General features: G+C 42.9%; 18 protein-coding genes. All 18 read right to left on the reverse strand.

What is annotated here, in order from left to right; all coding sequences use genetic code 11:
• The coding region (locus tag ACLRGG_RS12170; protein WP_416250015.1) for a hypothetical protein at nucleotides 1-1,558 on the reverse strand (1,558 nt) is incomplete at its 3' end.
• A 13-nt stretch (nucleotides 1,559-1,571) separates the two neighbouring features.
• Nucleotides 1,572-2,684 carry an IpaD/SipD/SspD family type III secretion system needle tip protein gene (locus tag ACLRGG_RS12175; protein ID WP_416250016.1) on the reverse strand — a complete coding sequence of 371 codons (1,113 nt, stop codon included), beginning with the start codon at nucleotides 2,682-2,684 and terminating at the stop codon, nucleotides 1,572-1,574.
• A 67-nt stretch (nucleotides 2,685-2,751) separates the two neighbouring features.
• Nucleotides 2,752-3,858 (reverse strand): IpaC/SipC family type III secretion system effector, encoded by a 1,107-nt coding sequence (locus ACLRGG_RS12180; protein WP_416250017.1) that lies wholly within the window; start codon nucleotides 3,856-3,858, stop codon nucleotides 2,752-2,754.
• Between the two features lie 23 nt (nucleotides 3,859-3,881).
• Complete coding sequence (sctE, locus tag ACLRGG_RS12185; RefSeq protein WP_416250018.1) at nucleotides 3,882-5,816, reverse strand: type III secretion system translocon subunit SseC family protein; 1,935 nt, start codon at nucleotides 5,814-5,816, stop codon at nucleotides 3,882-3,884.
• Nucleotides 5,817-5,837: 21 nt separating this feature from the next.
• A complete protein-coding gene (gene sicA, locus ACLRGG_RS12190) occupies nucleotides 5,838-6,356 on the reverse strand; it encodes a type III secretion system translocator chaperone SicA (protein ID WP_416250019.1) in 519 nt (172 codons plus the stop codon).
• A gap of 82 nt (nucleotides 6,357-6,438) precedes the next feature.
• Nucleotides 6,439-7,509, reverse strand: coding sequence for an EscU/YscU/HrcU family type III secretion system export apparatus switch protein (locus tag ACLRGG_RS12195; protein WP_416250020.1), 1,071 nt, complete (start codon nucleotides 7,507-7,509; stop codon nucleotides 6,439-6,441).
• A 34-nt stretch (nucleotides 7,510-7,543) separates the two neighbouring features.
• Nucleotides 7,544-8,317: a type III secretion system export apparatus subunit SctT gene (sctT, locus tag ACLRGG_RS12200; RefSeq protein WP_416250021.1), complete on the reverse strand. Its 774-nt coding sequence runs from the start codon at nucleotides 8,315-8,317 to the stop codon at nucleotides 7,544-7,546.
• 2 nt (nucleotides 8,318-8,319) lie between these two features.
• Nucleotides 8,320-8,577, reverse strand: coding sequence for an EscS/YscS/HrcS family type III secretion system export apparatus protein (locus tag ACLRGG_RS12205; protein WP_416250022.1), 258 nt, complete (start codon nucleotides 8,575-8,577; stop codon nucleotides 8,320-8,322).
• Between the two features lie 16 nt (nucleotides 8,578-8,593).
• Nucleotides 8,594-9,259 carry an EscR/YscR/HrcR family type III secretion system export apparatus protein gene (locus ACLRGG_RS12210; protein WP_416250023.1) on the reverse strand — a complete coding sequence of 222 codons (666 nt, stop codon included), beginning with the start codon at nucleotides 9,257-9,259 and terminating at the stop codon, nucleotides 8,594-8,596.
• Nucleotides 9,246-10,190: a FliM/FliN family flagellar motor switch protein gene (locus tag ACLRGG_RS12215; RefSeq protein WP_416250024.1), complete on the reverse strand. Its 945-nt coding sequence runs from the start codon at nucleotides 10,188-10,190 to the stop codon at nucleotides 9,246-9,248. The genes ACLRGG_RS12210 and ACLRGG_RS12215 overlap by 14 nt, the downstream gene beginning before the upstream one ends.
• Nucleotides 10,187-11,164, reverse strand: a complete 978-nt coding sequence (locus ACLRGG_RS12220) for a SpaN/EivJ family type III secretion system needle length determinant (protein ID WP_416250025.1) — start codon at nucleotides 11,162-11,164, stop codon at nucleotides 10,187-10,189. The genes ACLRGG_RS12215 and ACLRGG_RS12220 overlap by 4 nt, the downstream gene beginning before the upstream one ends.
• Entirely contained in the window at nucleotides 11,152-11,598 is a 447-nt protein-coding gene (locus ACLRGG_RS12225; RefSeq protein ID WP_416250026.1) for a SpaM family type III secretion system protein, read from the reverse strand. Before ACLRGG_RS12225 ends, ACLRGG_RS12220 begins: the two co-directional genes overlap by 13 nt.
• Entirely contained in the window at nucleotides 11,588-12,880 is a 1,293-nt protein-coding gene (gene sctN / locus ACLRGG_RS12230) for a type III secretion system ATPase SctN (RefSeq protein WP_416250027.1), read from the reverse strand. Before sctN ends, ACLRGG_RS12225 begins: the two co-directional genes overlap by 11 nt.
• Complete coding sequence (locus tag ACLRGG_RS12235) at nucleotides 12,880-13,281, reverse strand: InvB/SpaK family type III secretion system chaperone (RefSeq protein WP_416250028.1); 402 nt, start codon at nucleotides 13,279-13,281, stop codon at nucleotides 12,880-12,882. The genes sctN and ACLRGG_RS12235 overlap by 1 nt, the downstream gene beginning before the upstream one ends.
• A 12-nt stretch (nucleotides 13,282-13,293) precedes the next feature.
• A complete protein-coding gene (locus tag ACLRGG_RS12240; protein ID WP_416250029.1) occupies nucleotides 13,294-15,342 on the reverse strand; it encodes an EscV/YscV/HrcV family type III secretion system export apparatus protein in 2,049 nt (682 codons plus the stop codon).
• Between the two features lie 23 nt (nucleotides 15,343-15,365).
• The gene (gene sctW, locus ACLRGG_RS12245; RefSeq protein WP_416250030.1) at nucleotides 15,366-16,505 is read right to left on the reverse strand and encodes a type III secretion system gatekeeper subunit SctW; all 1,140 of its coding nucleotides are present in this window, start codon (nucleotides 16,503-16,505) and stop codon (nucleotides 15,366-15,368) included.
• Nucleotides 16,496-18,166 (reverse strand): type III secretion system outer membrane ring subunit SctC, encoded by a 1,671-nt coding sequence (sctC, locus tag ACLRGG_RS12250; protein ID WP_416250031.1) that lies wholly within the window; start codon nucleotides 18,164-18,166, stop codon nucleotides 16,496-16,498. The genes sctW and sctC overlap by 10 nt, the downstream gene beginning before the upstream one ends.
• A gap of 3 nt (nucleotides 18,167-18,169) precedes the next feature.
• Nucleotides 18,170-18,925, reverse strand: coding sequence for a helix-turn-helix domain-containing protein (locus tag ACLRGG_RS12255; RefSeq protein ID WP_416250032.1), 756 nt, complete (start codon nucleotides 18,923-18,925; stop codon nucleotides 18,170-18,172).
• Between the last annotated feature and the right edge of the window lie 73 nt (nucleotides 18,926-18,998).

The raw sequence follows: 18,998 nt of genomic DNA on the forward strand, positions 1-18,998 counted from the left end.
GGTTATCCGCTGTGGAATCCGCACTGTCAAAGCTGCCGGTCCCGCCATCGACGCCATCGACGCCATCGACGCCATCATCCATGCCGGTGCTGACGTCCTTACCCGACAAGGGGCGTCCTCCGCCCGTCCGGTTATCCGCTGTGGAAACCGTACCGTCAAAGCTGCCGGTCCCGCCATCGACGCCATCATCCATGCCGGTGCTGGCGTCCATACCCGACACGGGGCGACCTCCAGTCGGGCTGTTAGTCTGCTCGCCCTGCCCTGCAGTGTTAATTATGTCCGCTGAAACCAGGTGGCCATCCGGGACATCATACTGTTCTGAATCTTCATTTTTTATATCAGCGGGATTTGTATTCGTAAAGGTAGATTTTTTTTTCTGCCGACCATCTATGACATCATCGTTTTGAGATGATGTGCCTTGGGGTTTAGAATTTTTTTTCTCCCTTATTAAATTAACCTCCACGTCTTTGTTCGCAACATCAGGGCTTGCAGTAGGATTATTTATATTTATATTAACAGGCGCATAAGTAATATTAATAATCGGCTGTGCCTGCAGTGGCTTTTCAGGATGAGCGGAAGAAGGTTCTGTTGGGTCCGGACTTTCCGCTGTAGGTGATAAAGGATCACCTTCTTTTTTAGCGTTTCCTTTTAAAAGATCAAGGACAAGACATTCATGTTGAATTCTTGACTCAATCGCGTCAATAGGCTCTAAATTTGATTTATCCGTTTGAACCCACATGTCTTGATGCTGTTCTAGCGATGGTCGAAATATATTATTGATAACGTCACCAGTTATCAATTTTCCAGTTTCATATTTGGTGACATGTCCTGAAATAACTTCTGACAACTGTTTATTAAAACTGAATTCAACTTTATTATTGAGCTTACTTAAGTTGACAAGATCAGTACAGGTTTGTTGAAATTTCTTTAATTTACCCACGCCAGACTTGCTTGATCCTGCAACAACAGAGTCCAGATCAAAACCATTTTTAGCAATGGTTGTAGCAAAGCTTTTCGTCAACTTGTTAAGTTTTTCTAATGAATAGGAATCATTAATCGGGATATTATCCTTAACCGCTTTGCGCAGAATTAAAAAAGTTTCGAAACGTTTACGCGCGGATTCACTTTTATTTGGATCTCCATGATATCTATTGAGCGCCACATTAACATCTGACTTAGTATTGCTGTCATCACCACTAAAATCATTTAATGCTGCATTTAATTTTTCATTATAAAAAGTGAGAGATGATGGCAATTCCTGCCGGAGTTGCGCAATGTTATTTGAGGTGTGATTAGCCTCTCCCGATATGTGCGAAGATTTTTCCTGATACTGCCCCTGAGTAATTAAATTATCTGGCAGGGCTGTAAACTTAGTAATTGACTCAAAAATATTTTTTATAAGGTCATTCTTATTGGCATTTAAAGCAGAAGGTAATTCATTAGTTATAACCTTATTACTTACACCATTAAGATTATTGCTTATTTTAGTAGAATTATCCCTATTTTGTTGAACCCCTGGGTTAAGTACTCTTGTACAGGTACCAGATATTATCGTCATTTACAATTCCTCATTAAATATTAAAGAACGACTTATCAGATTCCAGTAAAGATGAGATAGTACCACTTAACACCTTGACTAAATTATCAAAGGTGGAGTTGGCATTGGAATATTTTTGCGTCAGGGTTTGCATTGCAGTCTGAATACTGTCTTTTTGCATATCGACACCACTTTGCCAGGCAGCCCATTGAGCAGAATTGCACGACATTTCCCACTTACTCAAAAAATCACCTGCAGTCCCCGGGGGCGGCGCTTTTGGGTACGTATCTTGTATTTTCGATAAAGGTGACACATCGATGTGAACTATATATTTTCCTGGTCCTAAGTATTTGACACAATTATCTGGATTAAGACCCATTTCTGTTGCCCATGCCTCGCATTCTTCTTTTGTCGCTCCAGTCCAGAGGTCACCACTTTGTACGGGATATAAAGTTGTATTGAAAGCAGGCACCGTATACTTGGACTTGAGCTGAGAGAGTGCTTTATCGAAACTTTTGCAGTCTAGAATAGTTTTATCATCATCTGCACTGATGTACTTATTGATGCCAGTCATAAAATCCGAAAAGTCACTGTAAAATGCAGCGTTTTTCTCAACCGCCTGCTGGAAGACATCGAGATAATCTTTTCCCATGGACTCGATAGAATCAGCTACGGAATCACATATTTCCTTACTTGAAGACGGTCCAGACCGTTCGCCCCTAATCATTGAACTTACATTTTCAGACCGATATGTTGTATCGCTGGCTTCAACAGACGCAGACCGAACAGGTTCAAACTTACGTAAATTTTGACCGAAGCTAAGTGCATCTTTAGATGTGGTAAAGGGTTGGAAATTTTTCAGCATGTCTGATGAACAAGGTGATGAATCATCAGAATGGATTGAGCTAACTAATGCCTTAAGAACGGTAATTTGTACTTCGCGTTGCTGTTTTTCCAGAGCAATTCTGGCCTTAATTGATTCAGGATCATTGTGATTTATCTTCTCCAGAGATGTACGTGCAGAACCTGTGAGAGGAACTGTTCCTGGGAATATCACTTGCCTTTTACTTGATATGGAAGTTTCTTTATCTGGTGATCCTGCTAAATAGGCAGACGGCAAAGTGAGGGGCGCGGACTGTATTTTCATGAATTTTTCTCATAATAAACCTCCTGCATGTGCAAGAGGCTGGATTAGAAGTTAACTATAAGTATGACTAGCCTTTGAGGTTATTAGCCATTGCGCTAACGTTGTTAGCTCTGTTTTGGCTAGCCTGCGCGATCAATTCCATCACCATTGCTTTCATCTGCATTGATATTTGCATACGGCGCTCGTCAGAATCTTTACCGGCTTGATAGATACTTTCATCTGATTTGGCAAGCGCAGCTTTAGATTCAGCCTCAGCCTTAGTGATTTGACCATTCGCAGCAGCAATCGCGGCACCATTCTGACCGATCTGATTCAGCGCCATCCCCTGGCCGTAAAGCTTATCAGCATCATTCGTTCGAAGCTGATATTGAAGTTTTTGCTCTGCAGCTTGAAATTCTAAATTTTTGGGAGTGGCTTTCAGAATTTGTGAATCTGAATGAAGTGCATCACCTTCTTTAATCAATTTAGATGGAGCAGTTTTACTGTCAAGAGTCGCCGCTTGAGATTTAAGCGCGTTTTCTTTTTGCGCATGTAATTTAATCGCTGAATTCTTCTGTGAAGAAGCTTTAATCTGCATAGCCGATGAAACGCCAGTAGCGGCCAAACCCGCAGCGGACTGCGTGATAACCATATTCCTGCCTTCCTCGCCAGCCTTAACAATATTTCTGGCACTGTTCTCCCCCTGAGCTCTGGCCATTATATTATTGGCATTAGCCTGAGCGGCCAGACTCTTAGCATTTTTTTGCTCGGCCTCGACTACAATTTGCAATAACGCTGCCATTTTTCCAGTGAAACCACCAACCAGCGATGAAATATCGAATTTGCTGGTTGTGGATAATTCTTTCACGCCATTCAGCATAGTTTGACTGAGTTGGTCTCCTTTCTGCTGTGGCAGATTCGCAAATCCGGTAAGTAACTGTGAAAGTTGTTTATCCAGTAAATCTGGCTCAGCTACTATCGAAGCTTTACGAATTCCGGGAACCCCAACATTTGAGGACTTTTTGGTTGCAGCATTCTCTTCAGCTTTATAAACAAAAGGATCGATAATCTCTTTAGTGACTTTATTATTTTTAAGAATATCCGTTTTGGATAGTGCGACATCGTCACCAGGCTTATTCCTCAAAACCTGAAGGGTTGTGTTGTTAGTAACGGTATTACCAGATAAATAGGTCATGCTAAACTCCCTCTTAATTAAAGCTACGCTTTTATATTTTGCACAATGAAACGATTCGTAGAAGCATTATTCTGTAAGCTGTCCGTCAGCTGTTGCCCAACCGATTTAATGAGATTTTGTTCCTCTCGAAAACGGGAAAGTATTGTAGATACTAAATCGCGTAAAATTTTAATATCACTATTAGCAAGCTGAAATTGCGCTAAGGCTTTAGATGCTTCGAGCTGAATATTAGCCACATTGATATTCAGGCCGAGCTGAGTAGCCGCATTTGTTAATTCAATCCCGTTACGAACCATATTAATATGATTTATGTTAATTTTACTCAAGTTATTCAGCACGGCTGAATTGCTATTTTTTACTATTCCTGTAATATTTTTGGTCATCTTTGCAGAGATTTTATCAATTTTTTTCGAAATCTCTGATAAAATTCTGTTGACCTCTTTTGCAGCCGCTTTCCACATGTTAGTCAATGCCGTGGAAGCATTTTTTGCAGCATTTCTGATAATTTTCGGGATAATTTTTTTAATAACTTGCGTAATGGCTTTTTTTATCGCTTGCATGATTGCGGATGTCATTGCCTTGGACATCTTCTCAATCAAAAATTTTGCTGCGCTTTTAGCTAAAAGAGCTATAGCTACAATAGCTGCAATCGCAACTGCTGCCGTCACGATGGTATGAATAGTGCCCATCATATTCGCGCCTGTAGCCTTATCGATGGCATTTAACAGCGCCCCAAGTCCGGTGGCATCAAAAATCTTTGAAACGATATCTCCCAGTATCTTCATCAAAGGCATAAGAACATGCTCCATCAATGGGTTCATAATCATTCCAGTAAGGGATTCCCCTGTGATGGCTTCAGTAATAGGGTCAGCAATCATCACCCCAATGCTAATCGCCATTAAAGCTACTCCCGCTCCACCAAATACTGATGTTATAATCCCCAGAGCCATTGCCAGTCCACCAAGGATGTTAGCAATACAGCCGGCCATTTTTTGCGCTTCTTCAGCCTTACGAACCTGTTCTTCATACTCATCAGATTTACGCTTCATTTCAGCCTGACGAGCTTTCATCTGAATACGGTTCAATTCCAGATCGCTTTGCAGCTTATCCGAAGCAGCTTCATCCATTTTCATAATGAATTCTGAGAGCAGCATGATCATGATGGAAGTACGAGTCATTGCCTTTTCCGACTGTTCAATTGCGGAGCTGGCCCGGCTCGTGGCGGGCAAGTTAATATCAGCGTACTCTTTATTCATCTCAGCCGTTTTAGCACTAATGGCATCCATGATTTTCTGTCCGGCTTCCAGGGCTTTCCGCGTATTATTTTCGGCGACCGCGAGAATATCTTTCGCTTCAGCTACAGTTTGAGATGCTTTGTTGACCTGTTCTTTTGCATTGGCAATATCGTCAGGGCTGGCATCTGTACTATTCATAAGATTACTAAGATTTTTTTTCGCTTCGCTTAGTTTTTTATCAGCGTTACTCCACTGTTCATGTGCATTGCTTTCTTGTTCATTTGCTGTGATAATGTTTTTTTCAAATTCATCGAATTCTTTATGCAGGCCATCCAGAATTTCTGACATTTCTTCTGCTTTACTAATCTTCGCCTCTGACTGAGCTACAAAAGTTGCTAACGCATTATCCAGCTTACTTTGATCCAATTTTTCAGTAATGGACTGGTAGCGTGCCATCGCTAGTAGCACCTGAGCCTTATTCGTTAACTGACTATTGGAAGGCCTAAGAACAGGCTGTTCATTATAATCTTCCATATTGAGGTCGTAGTCATCAGATATGCTTTTCGCTAAAGCTTCCAGTTTTTTTTCCTGGGCTTTGATATGTAATCTCACCCCATCTGAAGGCGAAATATGTGTTTTATTAGTCACTAAACTGTCATGCAAAGGAGTTGCCACAGGAAGTTGGTTACCCAGGCCTGCCGTTTTAGAAAAGCTCAGATCCATATTTAGTATTTAACCTCGTCGCTAGATATTTTCATCGTTAATTTTTGTGGTATCATCTTGATGGATATCAGACTTATTCAACCTGATGGTTTCCATATAGATTTTTGCTTTCGCCACCAGTTTTTCATCGGGGCAACGCTGGCAAACAATATCAAAGCATTGTAGAGCTTTAATCACATTACCCATTAATAACTGGCACTGACCTGAGTAATAAACGGGATTAAAATTATTTTCAGCCATAAAATAAGCAAGAGCGTAAAAATCACAAGCCTTAATGTAATTCTTCTTTAACTGGTTAACAGCACCAAGACCAATAAAATAATCTGGATTCTTCAGGTCATACATACAAAGAAAGTTGAAGAAATTCTCCGCCTCATCAAGGCGACCCTCTTTATAATATTGGTAAGCATGTGCATAAATGTTTTCCATTACATCATCCGGAATCCCGTGAATTTCACGTAATGTTGCACCATGCTCCATTGTCGCCGTCATCATTAACTCGGCTTCTTTTTCAGTGAAATTACCTTTCATCGTGCTCATCTTTCTCTCCCAGGTAGGGCCACCTCAAGCCTTGATGACCTCATTAAACCATGCATGTGTAATACGTTCTCATAGATAACGCTCATTTGTTCTCTTCGAGGTCCGGTTGGTGTTGCTCACTCACCCAGGCATTTTCTACCTGCTCGAGCCAAATCAAGATGTTAATGACCTCATCCAGTTCTTCCAGACTTACAAAAGAATATCTGCGATGTGATTTCAGTATACGTCGCGCCAGTTTGACGTTCTCCACCACCGGTACCCCAACATTCTCAGCATAGGCACGCACTGCAAGTGCCCGCTGGTTCTTCTCCAGTACCGAGATAAAAGGCAAGCCCACCACATCTTTATTCATATAGATGCCCACGGCGATATGAGTGGGGTTAGCGATAATAACTTTGGAATTCTTAATATCAGATTTAACCTGTTCTGAAAGCAGCTCCATATGGAGTTCTTTACGTTTGGCTTTGATTTCCGGATCACCATCCTGCTCTTTGTATTCTCTTTTTACCTCCTGCTTTTCCATTTTTAGATCTTTGATATGTAAAAAATATTCTGCCAGGGCATCCAGAATTACCACTAATAGCGCACAGATCAGACATAATGCAACTAACGAGCTAAAGAGTTCACCCCACACAGGTAAAATATGCCGAACAGTGCCGTTAACTTGAGAAAAAATAACAGACTTATTATTACTCCAGAATAAGCAGGCGGCTACAATAAAGCTTGTCAGGAACAGCGTTGATTTAATGACATCTTTAGCTGTACGAAGACTAAATAATTTCTTAATTCCATTGATGGGGTTTAGCGCATCAAATTTTATTCTTAGTGCCTTACTGGCAAGCATAAATCCAGTTTGTAACAGAGTGGGCAAGGCTGAAGCAACAACGCATAAAATAAGAAATGGTAGGAAAATTTTAACACCTGTCCAAAGTACAGCGCGTGCATAACTTTCCATATTATTGGTAAAGTTGTTTTCGATAATACGACGCCATAAAAGCATTAGCTCCATTACATTAGAAAAATTGACAAGATACTGTACGCCAACCAGAATGAGAATGGATATAATAAGATCTTTACTTTTGAAGGCTTGCCCCTTCTTTGCGGCATCCTTTTTCTTTTTTGGGGTTGGTTTTTCTGTTTTACTCCCGGCCATTAATCTTTCCTCATAATAAGAATCTTTCAGCTTATTAGAAAATTTTACCTGACCAGCCAGGAAGCGTATCAGGGAGCAATTCCAGCAATATAATTTTACCCGGCAATACTGGCGTAAAATAGATTAGTAATAAAAAGAAAGCAATTATACTCTTTACCGTCAGTGCCAGCGCAAACGCATTCAACTGGGGAGCAAATCGTGCCAGCAGCCCCAGGCATAACTCAGAAAGTAAAAACACAGCAATGAGTGGGCTGGCCAGGATAATGGCGTTCCTGGTCAACAGAACCAGGAATCCCAACACGGTCTTAAGGCCAGGTACGTTTAACTGGTAGGGTTCCCACAGTAGATAACTCTTCTCAAATACTTCCAGCATAATAAGTAGGCCACCATTTTGTAATACCACCACGGCAGCAAACAAATTGAAGAAATTGGCCAGCTCAGAAGTATCGACACCAGACAAAGGATCGATACTACTACTCAAAGTCGCTCCTCGTTGATTATCAATAAAACTACCTGCTGCATGTAGCACCCAGCATGGCAGGCAGAGGAAAATGGCAATGATAAGTCCCACGATCAGCTCTTTTCCAATGATGATAAATAAAAAAATATCATCATAATCTACAAAAGGTTCCCCGGCATGTGGCCATAATCCAACGCCCACGAGCATCGCTACGGGCAGCCGGATTGCGCCTGTCAATGTATTAGTATTGAAGAAAGGCAATAGAATAAAAGCTGGCATCAGTCTGGCGGAAACCATTGCCATTTCATATAGCCAGGTATGTACATCAAAGAATAATGCAGTAGACATCTTTAACGAGCCAATGCCATGCGGATTACCTCACGTGAAAAACTCACCAGCACATCACCATACCAGCCCGAAATCAGAAATAAACATAATGTCACGCTTAATAGTTTCAGGCCAAAGGGTAGCGTTTGCTCCTGCAATTGTGTGACCGTCTGGAAAAGGCCGACTAAAAGCCCTACTATCGTCGCAACCCCTATGGGTAAAGCGGAAAGCATCAATATCAGATAGAGCGCTTTATTGCCTGCAAAAGTGATTTCATTCATAGTTCAGTCCGACTCATCAGGAGGCCAGCTCTATATACTGCAATATTAATCCTTTTGATAATAAGGTCCAACCATCCAGTACCACGAAAAGCACAAGCTTGATAGGCACCGAAATAGTTACCGGGCTCATCATCATCATCCCCAGGGCCAGCAATATACTGGAAATTAACAGGTCTATAACGACAAACGGTAGATAGAGATAAAATCCTATTTTAAAAGCACTCTTTATTTCGCTTAAAGCATATGCCGGCAATAAAGAAATAATAGATGCTCGTTGTACCTCCTCAGCAGTACCATTTTCTTCTCTATCGCGTTGAAGTTGTACACGTTCAAAAAAATTAACCAGATCGGAATCGGAGTATTTTTCCAAATAATTACGATAGCTGTCCAACCCATTTTCAATAAAATAGGCCATAGACTGCGGGTTATTTACATCACTTCCTGAACTTTGATACGCTTCATAACCATTTTTGACCACGGGCATCATAACGAAAAACGCCAGAACCAGGGCAATACCGTTCAACGTCATATTCGATGGGATCTGCTGCAATCCCAGCGCATTACGTACCATAACAAATACAATAGAGAACTTGATATAACATGTACCACACGCGATGATAAAAGGGAGTAGCGTAGAGAATGCCAGCAGTGCTATAAGAGTAATATCATTACTTTGAACCATCACTGGCCTCTTGATAAAGCTCTTTAACTTCGACTCCCATGCGATCTTCGATCCAAACCAGTTCACCACGGGCAATGGCGGTGCCATTTGCAGTGATTGTTACATTCTTCTCAGCCTCTATTTGGCACGGCAGCACTTCACCTTCATATAGCGATCCAAGCTGGCTAATAGAAAGTCTTTTTTGTTGCAGAACGAAACCCAGCCGGATTGATATTTTATCGCAGGGGAGAAGTTTTTCTGATTCGCTTCTAACGGATTCATCCTCCGACGCGTTTTCCTCATATGCACCAGACAGCATCTCCTCATCATCCTCTTGAAACATAAATCCTTCCTCAACGTAGTCAAAGCTGCCTATTACAGCCTGATTATTAATAATTAAATTCTTTCTAACATTAATGAGCAGCAAATCACCCTGTTGCAACTGACTTAGCAGGGCAACTGAAATAGCGCTATGCCCTATTTCAAACTGGATATCAACAGGCACCTGGTCTAATGATATTCTTTCATGCTCGTTTATAATGGGTGTAACTCCAGGCATTTTGCTGATCCACACGCGGCCTTGCGGGGTCAGCAACGAGTACATTGAATTGACTCTTTGCGTGCTATCAATATCCCCTTTACTTTCCATCCGTTGATATTCAAGTTCAGCAGGCAATCCCTCAAGAGGGCGTTCACTGTTAACGAACAGAGCTTCAAGTTGGTTCACAGACCAACAGCGACTTGCCATTTTTGCACTCTGTGGCATTACGCTTGCAAACCAGCTTTGTAAATCTATCAGCCCCTCCCACCCCGTATCGCTAATAAACTGGAATAAACCTTCTCCCGGCGGTATATTCTGCTGAACTTCAAATCCCTTTTTTACCCAGGATAAGACCTGCTGACGCCATAACAGCTCAGTAGTTGAGTAGTGCCGAAAGTGATGTTTAATCACGTCTGTTCCTCATCCGGTTGAGGTTGTTTATGCGCACGTTGTGATTGCTCATGTTCATCATGAAAAACCCATTCAGGCTGTCTGTGATTCTGTCCATGATGCTGTCCACTATGATCTGACAGCCGTTGATGTACGAGAGGGTCTGAAGGATGCAATATATTAGGGGTACCCTGATTGCTACTAATCTGGACGTTAACCTGGTGGCCTTTCCCCCAATCCGAGAAGGTATAGGTCAGTTTACTGTTCCCGGCCCCCTCCTTTACCTCAGAAGAATTATCAGCAACCCGTGAGGTTTCAACCAATCTGCCCCATGAAGCTTCATTCTTTGCCATATTCATCGGCTTAAAAACTGTTGCCTGTTCTGGATTATTAACTTGCTGAGACGGGGCAGATGTATTAGCTGATAGCTGATGTAACGGGATCTCCCTCACAGGAAACTTTTTACTGTCATGGGCTTCCTGCATTACTCTATTTTCGTCAGCATCAACTTTTTTTAACGACGAAGCTAAATGAAGCTGCGCAGGATTCGGAGATGTTCCGTTCGCTATTTTCAAAGTGTCTGAACGGTCTGCGGCAGAATCAGGCAGTTTTTTCTGCCCCGGATTAATCATGAACCGGTCATGCCCGGGAGCCGTACTCGTTTTATTCTTTCCCGTCTCCGTCACTGCAATGTCGTTGTTTTTTTGTATAGTATCAGCGCTTTCCGGTAAGCGCAGAATTCTGGACAGCGCCAGGTTATGCGTCTGGTTAACCCTGATCTCAGTTAATTTCCCACCCTGCAGAGGTAAAGAGGCCTCCCTAAGCTCACGCTGCGTTGGTAGGTCTACGTGCTGGAGCACAGGCAAGACATCTTTTTTGCTGTCCCTGTCTTTTAGTTTTCTCTTAACGATATCATCCAGACTTTTTGAAACCACCTCGCCTGCATTTTTTTGAAGACTGCTATCCGTCGTTTTGACACTATTCACCGTAGCCATGAAATCCTCTCTTCTGTTTCAGACTCTTCAATTCGCACATCTTTGAGACGTTTTTTGTGACGCTCGGTGGTATGCAGATGAGTGTATTTGTCCTTCTTCCTGACCAGGAATTTCTGTTTCTCTGAAAGTTCAATTTTTTTCTGCTGACAGGCTTCAAGTTCAAGCGAAATTTGAGCTTTTTGCATTTTCATATCCGCCAGTTTTCTTTTAATTGCCCCCTGACGACGTTGAATAGAGAGCAACTGCTCCCTGGTCACCTCCCCCGTCGGGTAAAGGCTACGGCTCAGGTTAACCAGTGCTATCATTTCTTCACCAATAGAATCAATGCGCGTAGTTATGGTACGGTGCTCACTCTCATTCCTGGCAAGGAGTAGATCGTTTATTTCTATTTTTAATTCAGAACGAGTCATTAAATTCTTAATATTATGACGCAAGGCGAGCTAACTCCTGCATAATATCGCTGAATTCCGCATGCTCATCGCCTTTTTGATTTAACCACGCGAGTAATGCATCACGCTTAGCCATTGCGCGATCGTTTTCCTTGTTTTCTCCCGGATGGTACTCACCTAAATCTATAAAAATTTGGAGCTCCGCAAGTTTTGCTAAAATACGGCGTACCTCACCCGCCAGACGTAAATGCTCTGGTTCGCAGACCTGACTAGCAACGCGGCTGATGCTGCCCAAAATATCTATTGCTGGATAATGATTCTGTGCAGCTAATTTCCGACTCAAATAGATATGCCCATCAAGTATGGAGCGAATCTCATCGGCTATCGGATCGGGTTCGTCATCACTTTCAAGTAAAATTGTGAACCATGCCGTAATACCGCCAGAAAGCGTACAACCTGGCCGCTCAAGTAACCTGGGTAGGGAGTCAAATACCGAAGCAGGATAGCCGCGCCGTGCGGGAGACTCTCCCGCCGCCAATGCCACATCTCGTAATGCTCTGGCGTACCGGGTTATAGAGTCAAAGAATAACACCACGCTCAAACCAGCATCCCGGAAATACTCTGCCACTGTGGTTGCCACGAGCGCTGCGTTGCAACGGTCGAGCGATGAATAATCAGACGTTGCATAGACCAGAATGCATTTCTGCTGACGATCCGACTGACGCAAGGTTTCGGTAAATTCAGTAACTTCTCGCCCACGCTCGCCGATCAACGCGATAACAAAGACATCCGCATCCGAGTGCTCAATCAGCATGTGCATGAGGGTCGTTTTGCCACAGCCCGCTGAAGCAAAGATTCCAAGCCTCTGGCCGACACCGCAGGTAATCAGGCCATCAATAGCACGTATGCCAGTGTAAAAGGGCTGACGAATGCCGACGCGTTCCTGGTAAGAAGGAGGTGATGAATCTATTGCCCTGATTTCGGTAACGAATCCCCCTGCATTATTCGCAAAACGCTCCACAATCCGGCCCGAAGGATCCAGTACACAGCCCAGTAAATCCGGGCTAAGTGTTACAGAGAGTCCTGACCCTGTTGGGCTGATGATTGCCTCGCGGGACAGGCCTTTTGAGGTACCAATCAGGCTTAAAATGGTACGTTCACCGTTAAAACCGAGTACCTGGGCACGAGCCACAATCGCTGACTGACTCCAGCTTTCGCGGATTTCACAAATCTCCCCCACTTTCACATGAGGTAACACGGCTTCAATAAGAGGACCAGAAAGCCGCAAGGGGTGAGCCTGATGCCGTAACAACGCCCGCGTTGCCATTACCGAATGATCCCCAAAAATGCTTCCTGCAGGGTGAAAAATTCATTCATCGCCTCCGCAAAACTTGTGCTATTTTCCAGAAACTTTGGATGCACCATACCTTTAAGTTCGATATACCCCTCATTGATAGAAATCTGGAGCTGACCTGTGATTGAGAAGTGACATCCCTCTGTCATTTTTTCAAGGAGAGCACTTGCTTTATATTGCATAATGCCATCGTTGACTTCACAAAGCCTTGACCAAATCCAGATATAATTATCATCTTCACTAATAAGCATGCTTGGATGATTCTCGAAATCGAGGGAAATTGTTGAGTGGCTATCAAATCCCCCCAATAAAGATTCATCGCATCCATTTTCAAGTAAAGCCCCTCGAATCAATGAAACAATATCTGTATACATTTTCACTCTCTGCTAAATGGTTTTAATAACATCAATTGATACCGTATCGGTTACCTCACCAAATGACATAACCTCAAGATCTTTAAATCGGGACTCTAAGAATCTTTTTAGAAAACGCCTGATATCCATCGATGACAGAACGACAAGATCGCGTAATGAAATGGTTACACTGTCCATAGCTAGTGAAAACTTGTCCATAAGCTCGTCCGCGATTGCTGGCTCCAGGTTAAGAAATGTTCCTGCCGAGGTATTCCTGATCCCCTGCCTGATTTTCTCTTCAAACTCACTCGAAAGCATGATTACACGTAATGTACTTCCCGCCGAAAACTTATGGCATATGTATCGAGCCATCGCCCCTCGAATATGCTCAACCAGAGAAATAACATCCTTCTCTCGCGGCGCCCATAGTGCAATAGCTTCCATAATAAGTTTCATGTTACGCACGGAAATACGCTCACTTAGTAAACGCTGCAATACCTCAGAAATCCTCTGTATAGTGGCATGCCGCATCACTTCTTTCATTAAATCAGGGTATTTGTCTTCAAGTTTGTCCAACATATTTTTTGTTTCCTGAACACCAAAATACTCGCCAATATACCTGATCATAATAGCGGAGAACGTGTAGTAAACTTCATCAATACTCTTTCTTAATTGATACCCTAATGCAGAGAGATTTTTTTTCTGCTCTTTGTCAACCCACACCATATTATCGATTGTGACAAAGGGGATGCCCATATGCTTCAGTTCTTCAGAACTGTTAACAACACGATAATGGTTGAACTGTACGCGAAACTGATCGGCCTTGATCTCATTAATCAGGATGATTACCGTGCCTGGTTCGGTGTTCACTGAGGGTTTAAGTGTAATTTCAGGAAGATTTATACCGTAATCGATGAAGAACTGACTGCGATAGCGATCGATAAGTTTTTCTTTCTCGAAAACAGCTACATCACCCTCATTTACAAGAACAATTACAGGTACGGTTTCTGATCGAATACTGTCCAGATCGGTTATTAACCCCAGAGAACTCTCACTGTCGCCTGAGGCTGAATCAGTATCAAAACCACTTTCTACCTGCGTGTCCGATTCTCTCTGGGATTTCTTCTTTTTCCAGTATTGGTAGTAAAGAATGCTGGTAGGTAACACAGCTAAAATGAGAAATACGGCAAAAGGAAAGCCAGGTAAGCTGCCAATGCCAAGCGCAATGATTGCCCCAATAACCAGCACAGAGGGATTTTTGAAAAGCTGATTTATTATGGTTTGTCCCATATTGTCGCTATCGCCGTTTACGCGCGTAACAATAAATCCTGCACCAATAGCAATCAGCAACGCAGGTATCTGTGCGACCAGACCATCACCAATAGTCAGCAAAGTATAAGTAGAAAGTGCGCTTGACATATCCATGCCATGCTGCGACACCCCTACGCTAATTCCCCCAATGAAGTTAATAAAAATAACAATAATACCAGCAATGGCATCTCCTTTGATGAACTTCATTGCTCCATCAAAAGAACCGTATAGCTGACTCTCACGTTCAACCACGCTCCGGCGTGCTGCTGCGCCCTCAGCATCAATTGATCCAGCACGTAAATCAGCATCAATGCTCATTTGCTTTCCGGGCATACCGTCCAGGGAAAATCGTGCCGCCACCTCAGCAACGCGCTCCGCGCCTTTGGTGATAACCATAAACTGTACAATGGTAACAATTGAGAAGATTACAAACCCTACAACCAGATTGTCACCAATAACAAATTGACCAAAGGTCTCAATGATTTCACCTGCGTCTGCATCATTCAAAATCAGACGACTGGTGCTAACCGACAACGCTAAACGAAATAATGTCGTTATAAGCAGCACTGAAGGAAAGGAAGAAAAACTCAAAATCCTGTCGATATAAAATGATGCCAGAAACACCATGATTGAAAGAACCATATTCAAGCCGATTAAAAAATCGACCAGATAGGTTGGCAGGGGAATAACCAGCATTGAGATAATAACGACGACCAACACCAGTATAAATAATTCTGGATGTTTCCTTATTTTACCCAAAAAAATATTCATCTATCATACATCCATTTTATAATCTATTTTGCTTCCTGGCGACGCTCAATATTCTCTTCAAGCATTGTTTTATCAGCTATAATTTCAAGCGTATTCAGCAGAACCTCACGATTTTCCGGCTCGCTGAAAGCTTCAAGCGGGATCCTCTTACAGGAGGTGTAAATCGTTTGCAAGAGTTTTGCGCGATCGCTTTTCCTGGCAAAACGAAGACAATCTCCTAATATATCCATAAGAAGTGAACTGACATGACTGGGGTTCTCCAGCACACCGAACATAAAATATATCCAGTCCCCCTCTTCTCTGTTGAAATCACCTACTGAAATGTGATTAACAATACTCTTTATGAAGATAATATCGCATGAACGTATTAGCTTTATCTGACCGATGCGGCCCAAAAGATATCCAAATTCGATATGACTACAGCTTGGATCGGCTGAATCAATATCTGCCAGAAGAGCATCTTCCATAAAATTAATAACTATTCCACGCTTTTCTACTCCGTAATTGCTAATCCACTTCTTATAAAGTTCAATTTCGCCCTCATCACTTTCCAGAAAGTCCCGATAGCTTTCACGCATCAGGGCGGGACTCATCATCAATTTCTTCCCAAACAAACGCGCCTTCAACGCAACGTTGATGCCCGCTTTCAAGCGTTTGGGATTGGCCTCTTTTTCTAGCTTAGAGAGAAGATTTTTGAGTCGCTTACGAACAATTTCATTAAGATTTTTGCGCCGCAGCATCTCGCGCAGAACGAGTACCAGATCGCTGTCATCAGGAAAAAAAGCCCGCGCCTGACGAAGTAGATTCTCGATATTGCTTCCGTCACTCCCCTTGAGAATCTTCACCAGCTTATCAAACTTCGGTGTTACGTCCTCCTCCAGAACCTGATCGAGGACAGTTTCACCCGAAGCGCCTGCTTTTTTGTCATAGTCACGCCTGTTGCGAAACTGCGCCATTATCGCGGACATTTCATCTGTCGCCTGCGCAAATTTTTGCAACATCGCTGCCGGGGACTCGTCCTCAGCAATCTGTACCTCTCCTTCTGAGAAATTATCAAGGCGTTCGGTCAGATCTGAGTTCACTTTCTTTTCTGTAGAAAGTTTGTCTCTGCTCTGCATATAATGTTGCATGCCCGAGCCATCTTTACCTATTCCTAGCGCCATTTTTGACTGTCCAGGTAATTCATCATCCAGTTTTGAAGCTTATCACTGGCAAAATCGTTCTTCATCTCGCCGACCAGGGTGCTTGCGTCCGGACTGAGAGGAGCTTCTATCTCACGTGGCTGAATCAGGAAGACGCGCACCATGTTCGACGACCTGTCTCGCGAGTAGCGGAAAAGCTTTCCGACCCAGGGGAGATCGCCCAGTAAGGGGATCTTTCCCTCAACTCTGGTATCTTCATCCCGCGTATATCCACCAATCAGCAAACTTTTACCTCTGGGTACCCTGGCAACGGTACTGATATTCGTGCGGCCTACCTCCGGTAAATCACCCTCTTTAACCTGCACATTATCGAACTGGTTGCCATCTTCGACGTTCAACATCATCTCAACCTCGCCGTTTGCAGTGAAACGAGGAAGTACGCTGACCAGGGTGCCGTAAGTCACGCTGTCAAGCTGAGCGGTTCGCTCGCCTACCAGTTTAGAATAGAAGGTACGACTATTATCAAATATGGCTGGAATATTTTCCTGGGTAAGTAGCATGGGGCGAGACACAATATTCGCCAGTTTTTTCTCACTTAAAGCCAGTGCGGTTACCATAAAGCTTGCTCCATCTATGGTGCTTGATCCGCCATTAAATGAAAAACCGAGATTTGAGCCCACATTGAGATTTCCGGTCCATTCAACGCCTAAGTTCTCGAAAGCCTCTTTTTGTAGGTCAACAATCCATACGGACAGTTCTATATGTCGTTTCTTTTTGTCTAATGAACTTACCAGATTACGAATATACTCAACCTGCTCTGCGCTTCCCCTCACCAGAAGACTATTCGTTCCCGGATCGGAAATGATGCTCATACCATTACGCGTTAGCGGGGTGCGGACCTGACCATCAATCATCTGAATATATCCGGCACCCCCTCCGTCTCCTGAATCAGAAAAATCATCTGGCCCCATGTCTTCATTTTCAACCAGCTTCTTTTTTGTGTTCTGAATGCGTCCACCAGAACTCATACCATTCGACATGACACGATTAACCACAGTGGATATTCCAGGGATGATAATTTTATCATTCCTGTAATTATATTCCCGATCTTCAACAAAAGTATTATAAAGAGGTATGACAGCGATATTTTCTCGCCCATCATAACCATCACTTTTTTGATCAAGATACTTCGCTGCATTCGAGATTAATTCGATGTAAATCGGTGGCCCTGACACGTAAAATGTTGAGTTACGCTGATCAGAACGAAGCGGATAACGTGTATCGTATAAGCCAGAATTTTGCAGAAAATCACTAACCACACTGAATGATGTGTTACGCAATACGATAACGGCATTACGAATTTCTGATGCATCGTAAACATAAATAGCCTGGCCATCGTTATACCAGATCAAACCAAGCTGATCGGAGATGGCGGTAAGGACCCCCTGAGGTCTGGTTATGTCGAATTCGCCACTAATTTTCTTGCGAACGGCAATTTTACTCAATATAACGGGCTTACGCATAATTGAGGAGATGGCATCAAATATACCTTTAACGCCTTCCTCCCGAGCGATATAACCCTGTTGATTTTTCTCAGTGGCATAACCGTTTTGTGGTGCGCAAATTGCCAGTAAAACAGCAAATAGAATACATAATCTTATATGCCATTGTGATATGGTCATGAATCATCTCTCATGTGTAAACTTTTTTAAATTTCGCGGAGACACTCCGAATTCTTCCTTTACTTCATTAGAGAAATGAGACAGAGAGGCGTACCCGTGCTTCAACGCGATAGTCGTCAGGTTATTATTTTCACTTTTAATAAGATCCAGTATTGCTCTTACCAGCCTCCAGTCGCGCATTTCTACCTTGGTCGTGTTTCCTAAAGCCTGACGGGCAAGCCGCCGGAAATGGGACACAGATAATCCATAACGCAGGCTAAGGGTACTTATGCGTTGAGTTGAGCTCTCACATGACTCATCCAGCAGAAATTCAACCAGGTCGTACCATTCATTATTTCTTAATGCCTTGCTGAATGACTCGATGGAGTCAGCGTTTTTCAGTGACAGGTTCAGGAAAAAATACTCAATTTCCTTTGTTGTCGGCTTCATACTCAGGTTCGCTGGCAAATAACCATAGATCGCGTTATTTTGTTCTTTTTTCTTATTTTTAGCTTTATCAATGAAAACCTGCAGTTTGGCCAGGTGAGGGAGATCGAGCTTTGTATAAAACAGATTACCCATTTCAATGGTAAGCACGCAGGGAGTCAATACCAGCATTCCGCTCTCATGCATTTCAATACATAATCTCTCTTCTTTTTTCCTTGTATTAATCTTTATATCACACCCAGCGTGACCGGCTTTGATAAGCAGCAAAGAGTGACATGGGAATTCATGAATCTTCCCCACCGTTAAACAATCGCTCTCGATGTTACTTTTCATCACTGTCTCTTCAATAGGACAAATATCATTCTTTTAGTATAGGTAGCTGAGAGCGTACAATCCTGATGAAATA

Source organism: Erwinia sp. PPS120, from assembly GCF_047918655.1.
Taxonomy (GTDB): domain Bacteria; phylum Pseudomonadota; class Gammaproteobacteria; order Enterobacterales; family Enterobacteriaceae; genus Erwinia; species Erwinia tasmaniensis_A.

What these genes read in the sequence shown, in the direction of transcription:
- sctE (WP_416250018.1), bottom strand. Translation starts at nt 5,816, where the DNA reads ATGGATCTGAGCTTTTCTAAAACGGCAGGCCTGGGTAACCAACTTCCT.
- sctN (WP_416250027.1), bottom strand. Translation starts at nt 12,880, where the DNA reads ATGGCAACGCGGGCGTTGTTACGGCATCAGGCTCACCCCTTGCGGCTT.
- sctC (WP_416250031.1), bottom strand. Translation starts at nt 18,166, where the DNA reads ATGACCATATCACAATGGCATATAAGATTATGTATTCTATTTGCTGTT.
- ACLRGG_RS12240 (WP_416250029.1), bottom strand. Translation starts at nt 15,342, where the DNA reads ATGAATATTTTTTTGGGTAAAATAAGGAAACATCCAGAATTATTTATA.
- ACLRGG_RS12255 (WP_416250032.1), bottom strand. Translation starts at nt 18,925, where the DNA reads ATGAAAAGTAACATCGAGAGCGATTGTTTAACGGTGGGGAAGATTCAT.
- ACLRGG_RS12210 (WP_416250023.1), bottom strand. Translation starts at nt 9,259, where the DNA reads ATGGTTCAAAGTAATGATATTACTCTTATAGCACTGCTGGCATTCTCT.
- sctW (WP_416250030.1), bottom strand. Translation starts at nt 16,505, where the DNA reads ATGGCGCTAGGAATAGGTAAAGATGGCTCGGGCATGCAACATTATATG.
- ACLRGG_RS12220 (WP_416250025.1), bottom strand. Translation starts at nt 11,164, where the DNA reads ATGGCTACGGTGAATAGTGTCAAAACGACGGATAGCAGTCTTCAAAAA.
- ACLRGG_RS12235 (WP_416250028.1), bottom strand. Translation starts at nt 13,281, where the DNA reads ATGTATACAGATATTGTTTCATTGATTCGAGGGGCTTTACTTGAAAAT.
- sctT (WP_416250021.1), bottom strand. Translation starts at nt 8,317, where the DNA reads ATGTCTACTGCATTATTCTTTGATGTACATACCTGGCTATATGAAATG.
- ACLRGG_RS12180 (WP_416250017.1), bottom strand. Translation starts at nt 3,858, where the DNA reads ATGACCTATTTATCTGGTAATACCGTTACTAACAACACAACCCTTCAG.
- ACLRGG_RS12195 (WP_416250020.1), bottom strand. Translation starts at nt 7,509, where the DNA reads ATGGCCGGGAGTAAAACAGAAAAACCAACCCCAAAAAAGAAAAAGGAT.
- sicA (WP_416250019.1), bottom strand. Translation starts at nt 6,356, where the DNA reads ATGAGCACGATGAAAGGTAATTTCACTGAAAAAGAAGCCGAGTTAATG.
- ACLRGG_RS12175 (WP_416250016.1), bottom strand. Translation starts at nt 2,684, where the DNA reads ATGAAAATACAGTCCGCGCCCCTCACTTTGCCGTCTGCCTATTTAGCA.
- ACLRGG_RS12205 (WP_416250022.1), bottom strand. Translation starts at nt 8,577, where the DNA reads ATGAATGAAATCACTTTTGCAGGCAATAAAGCGCTCTATCTGATATTG.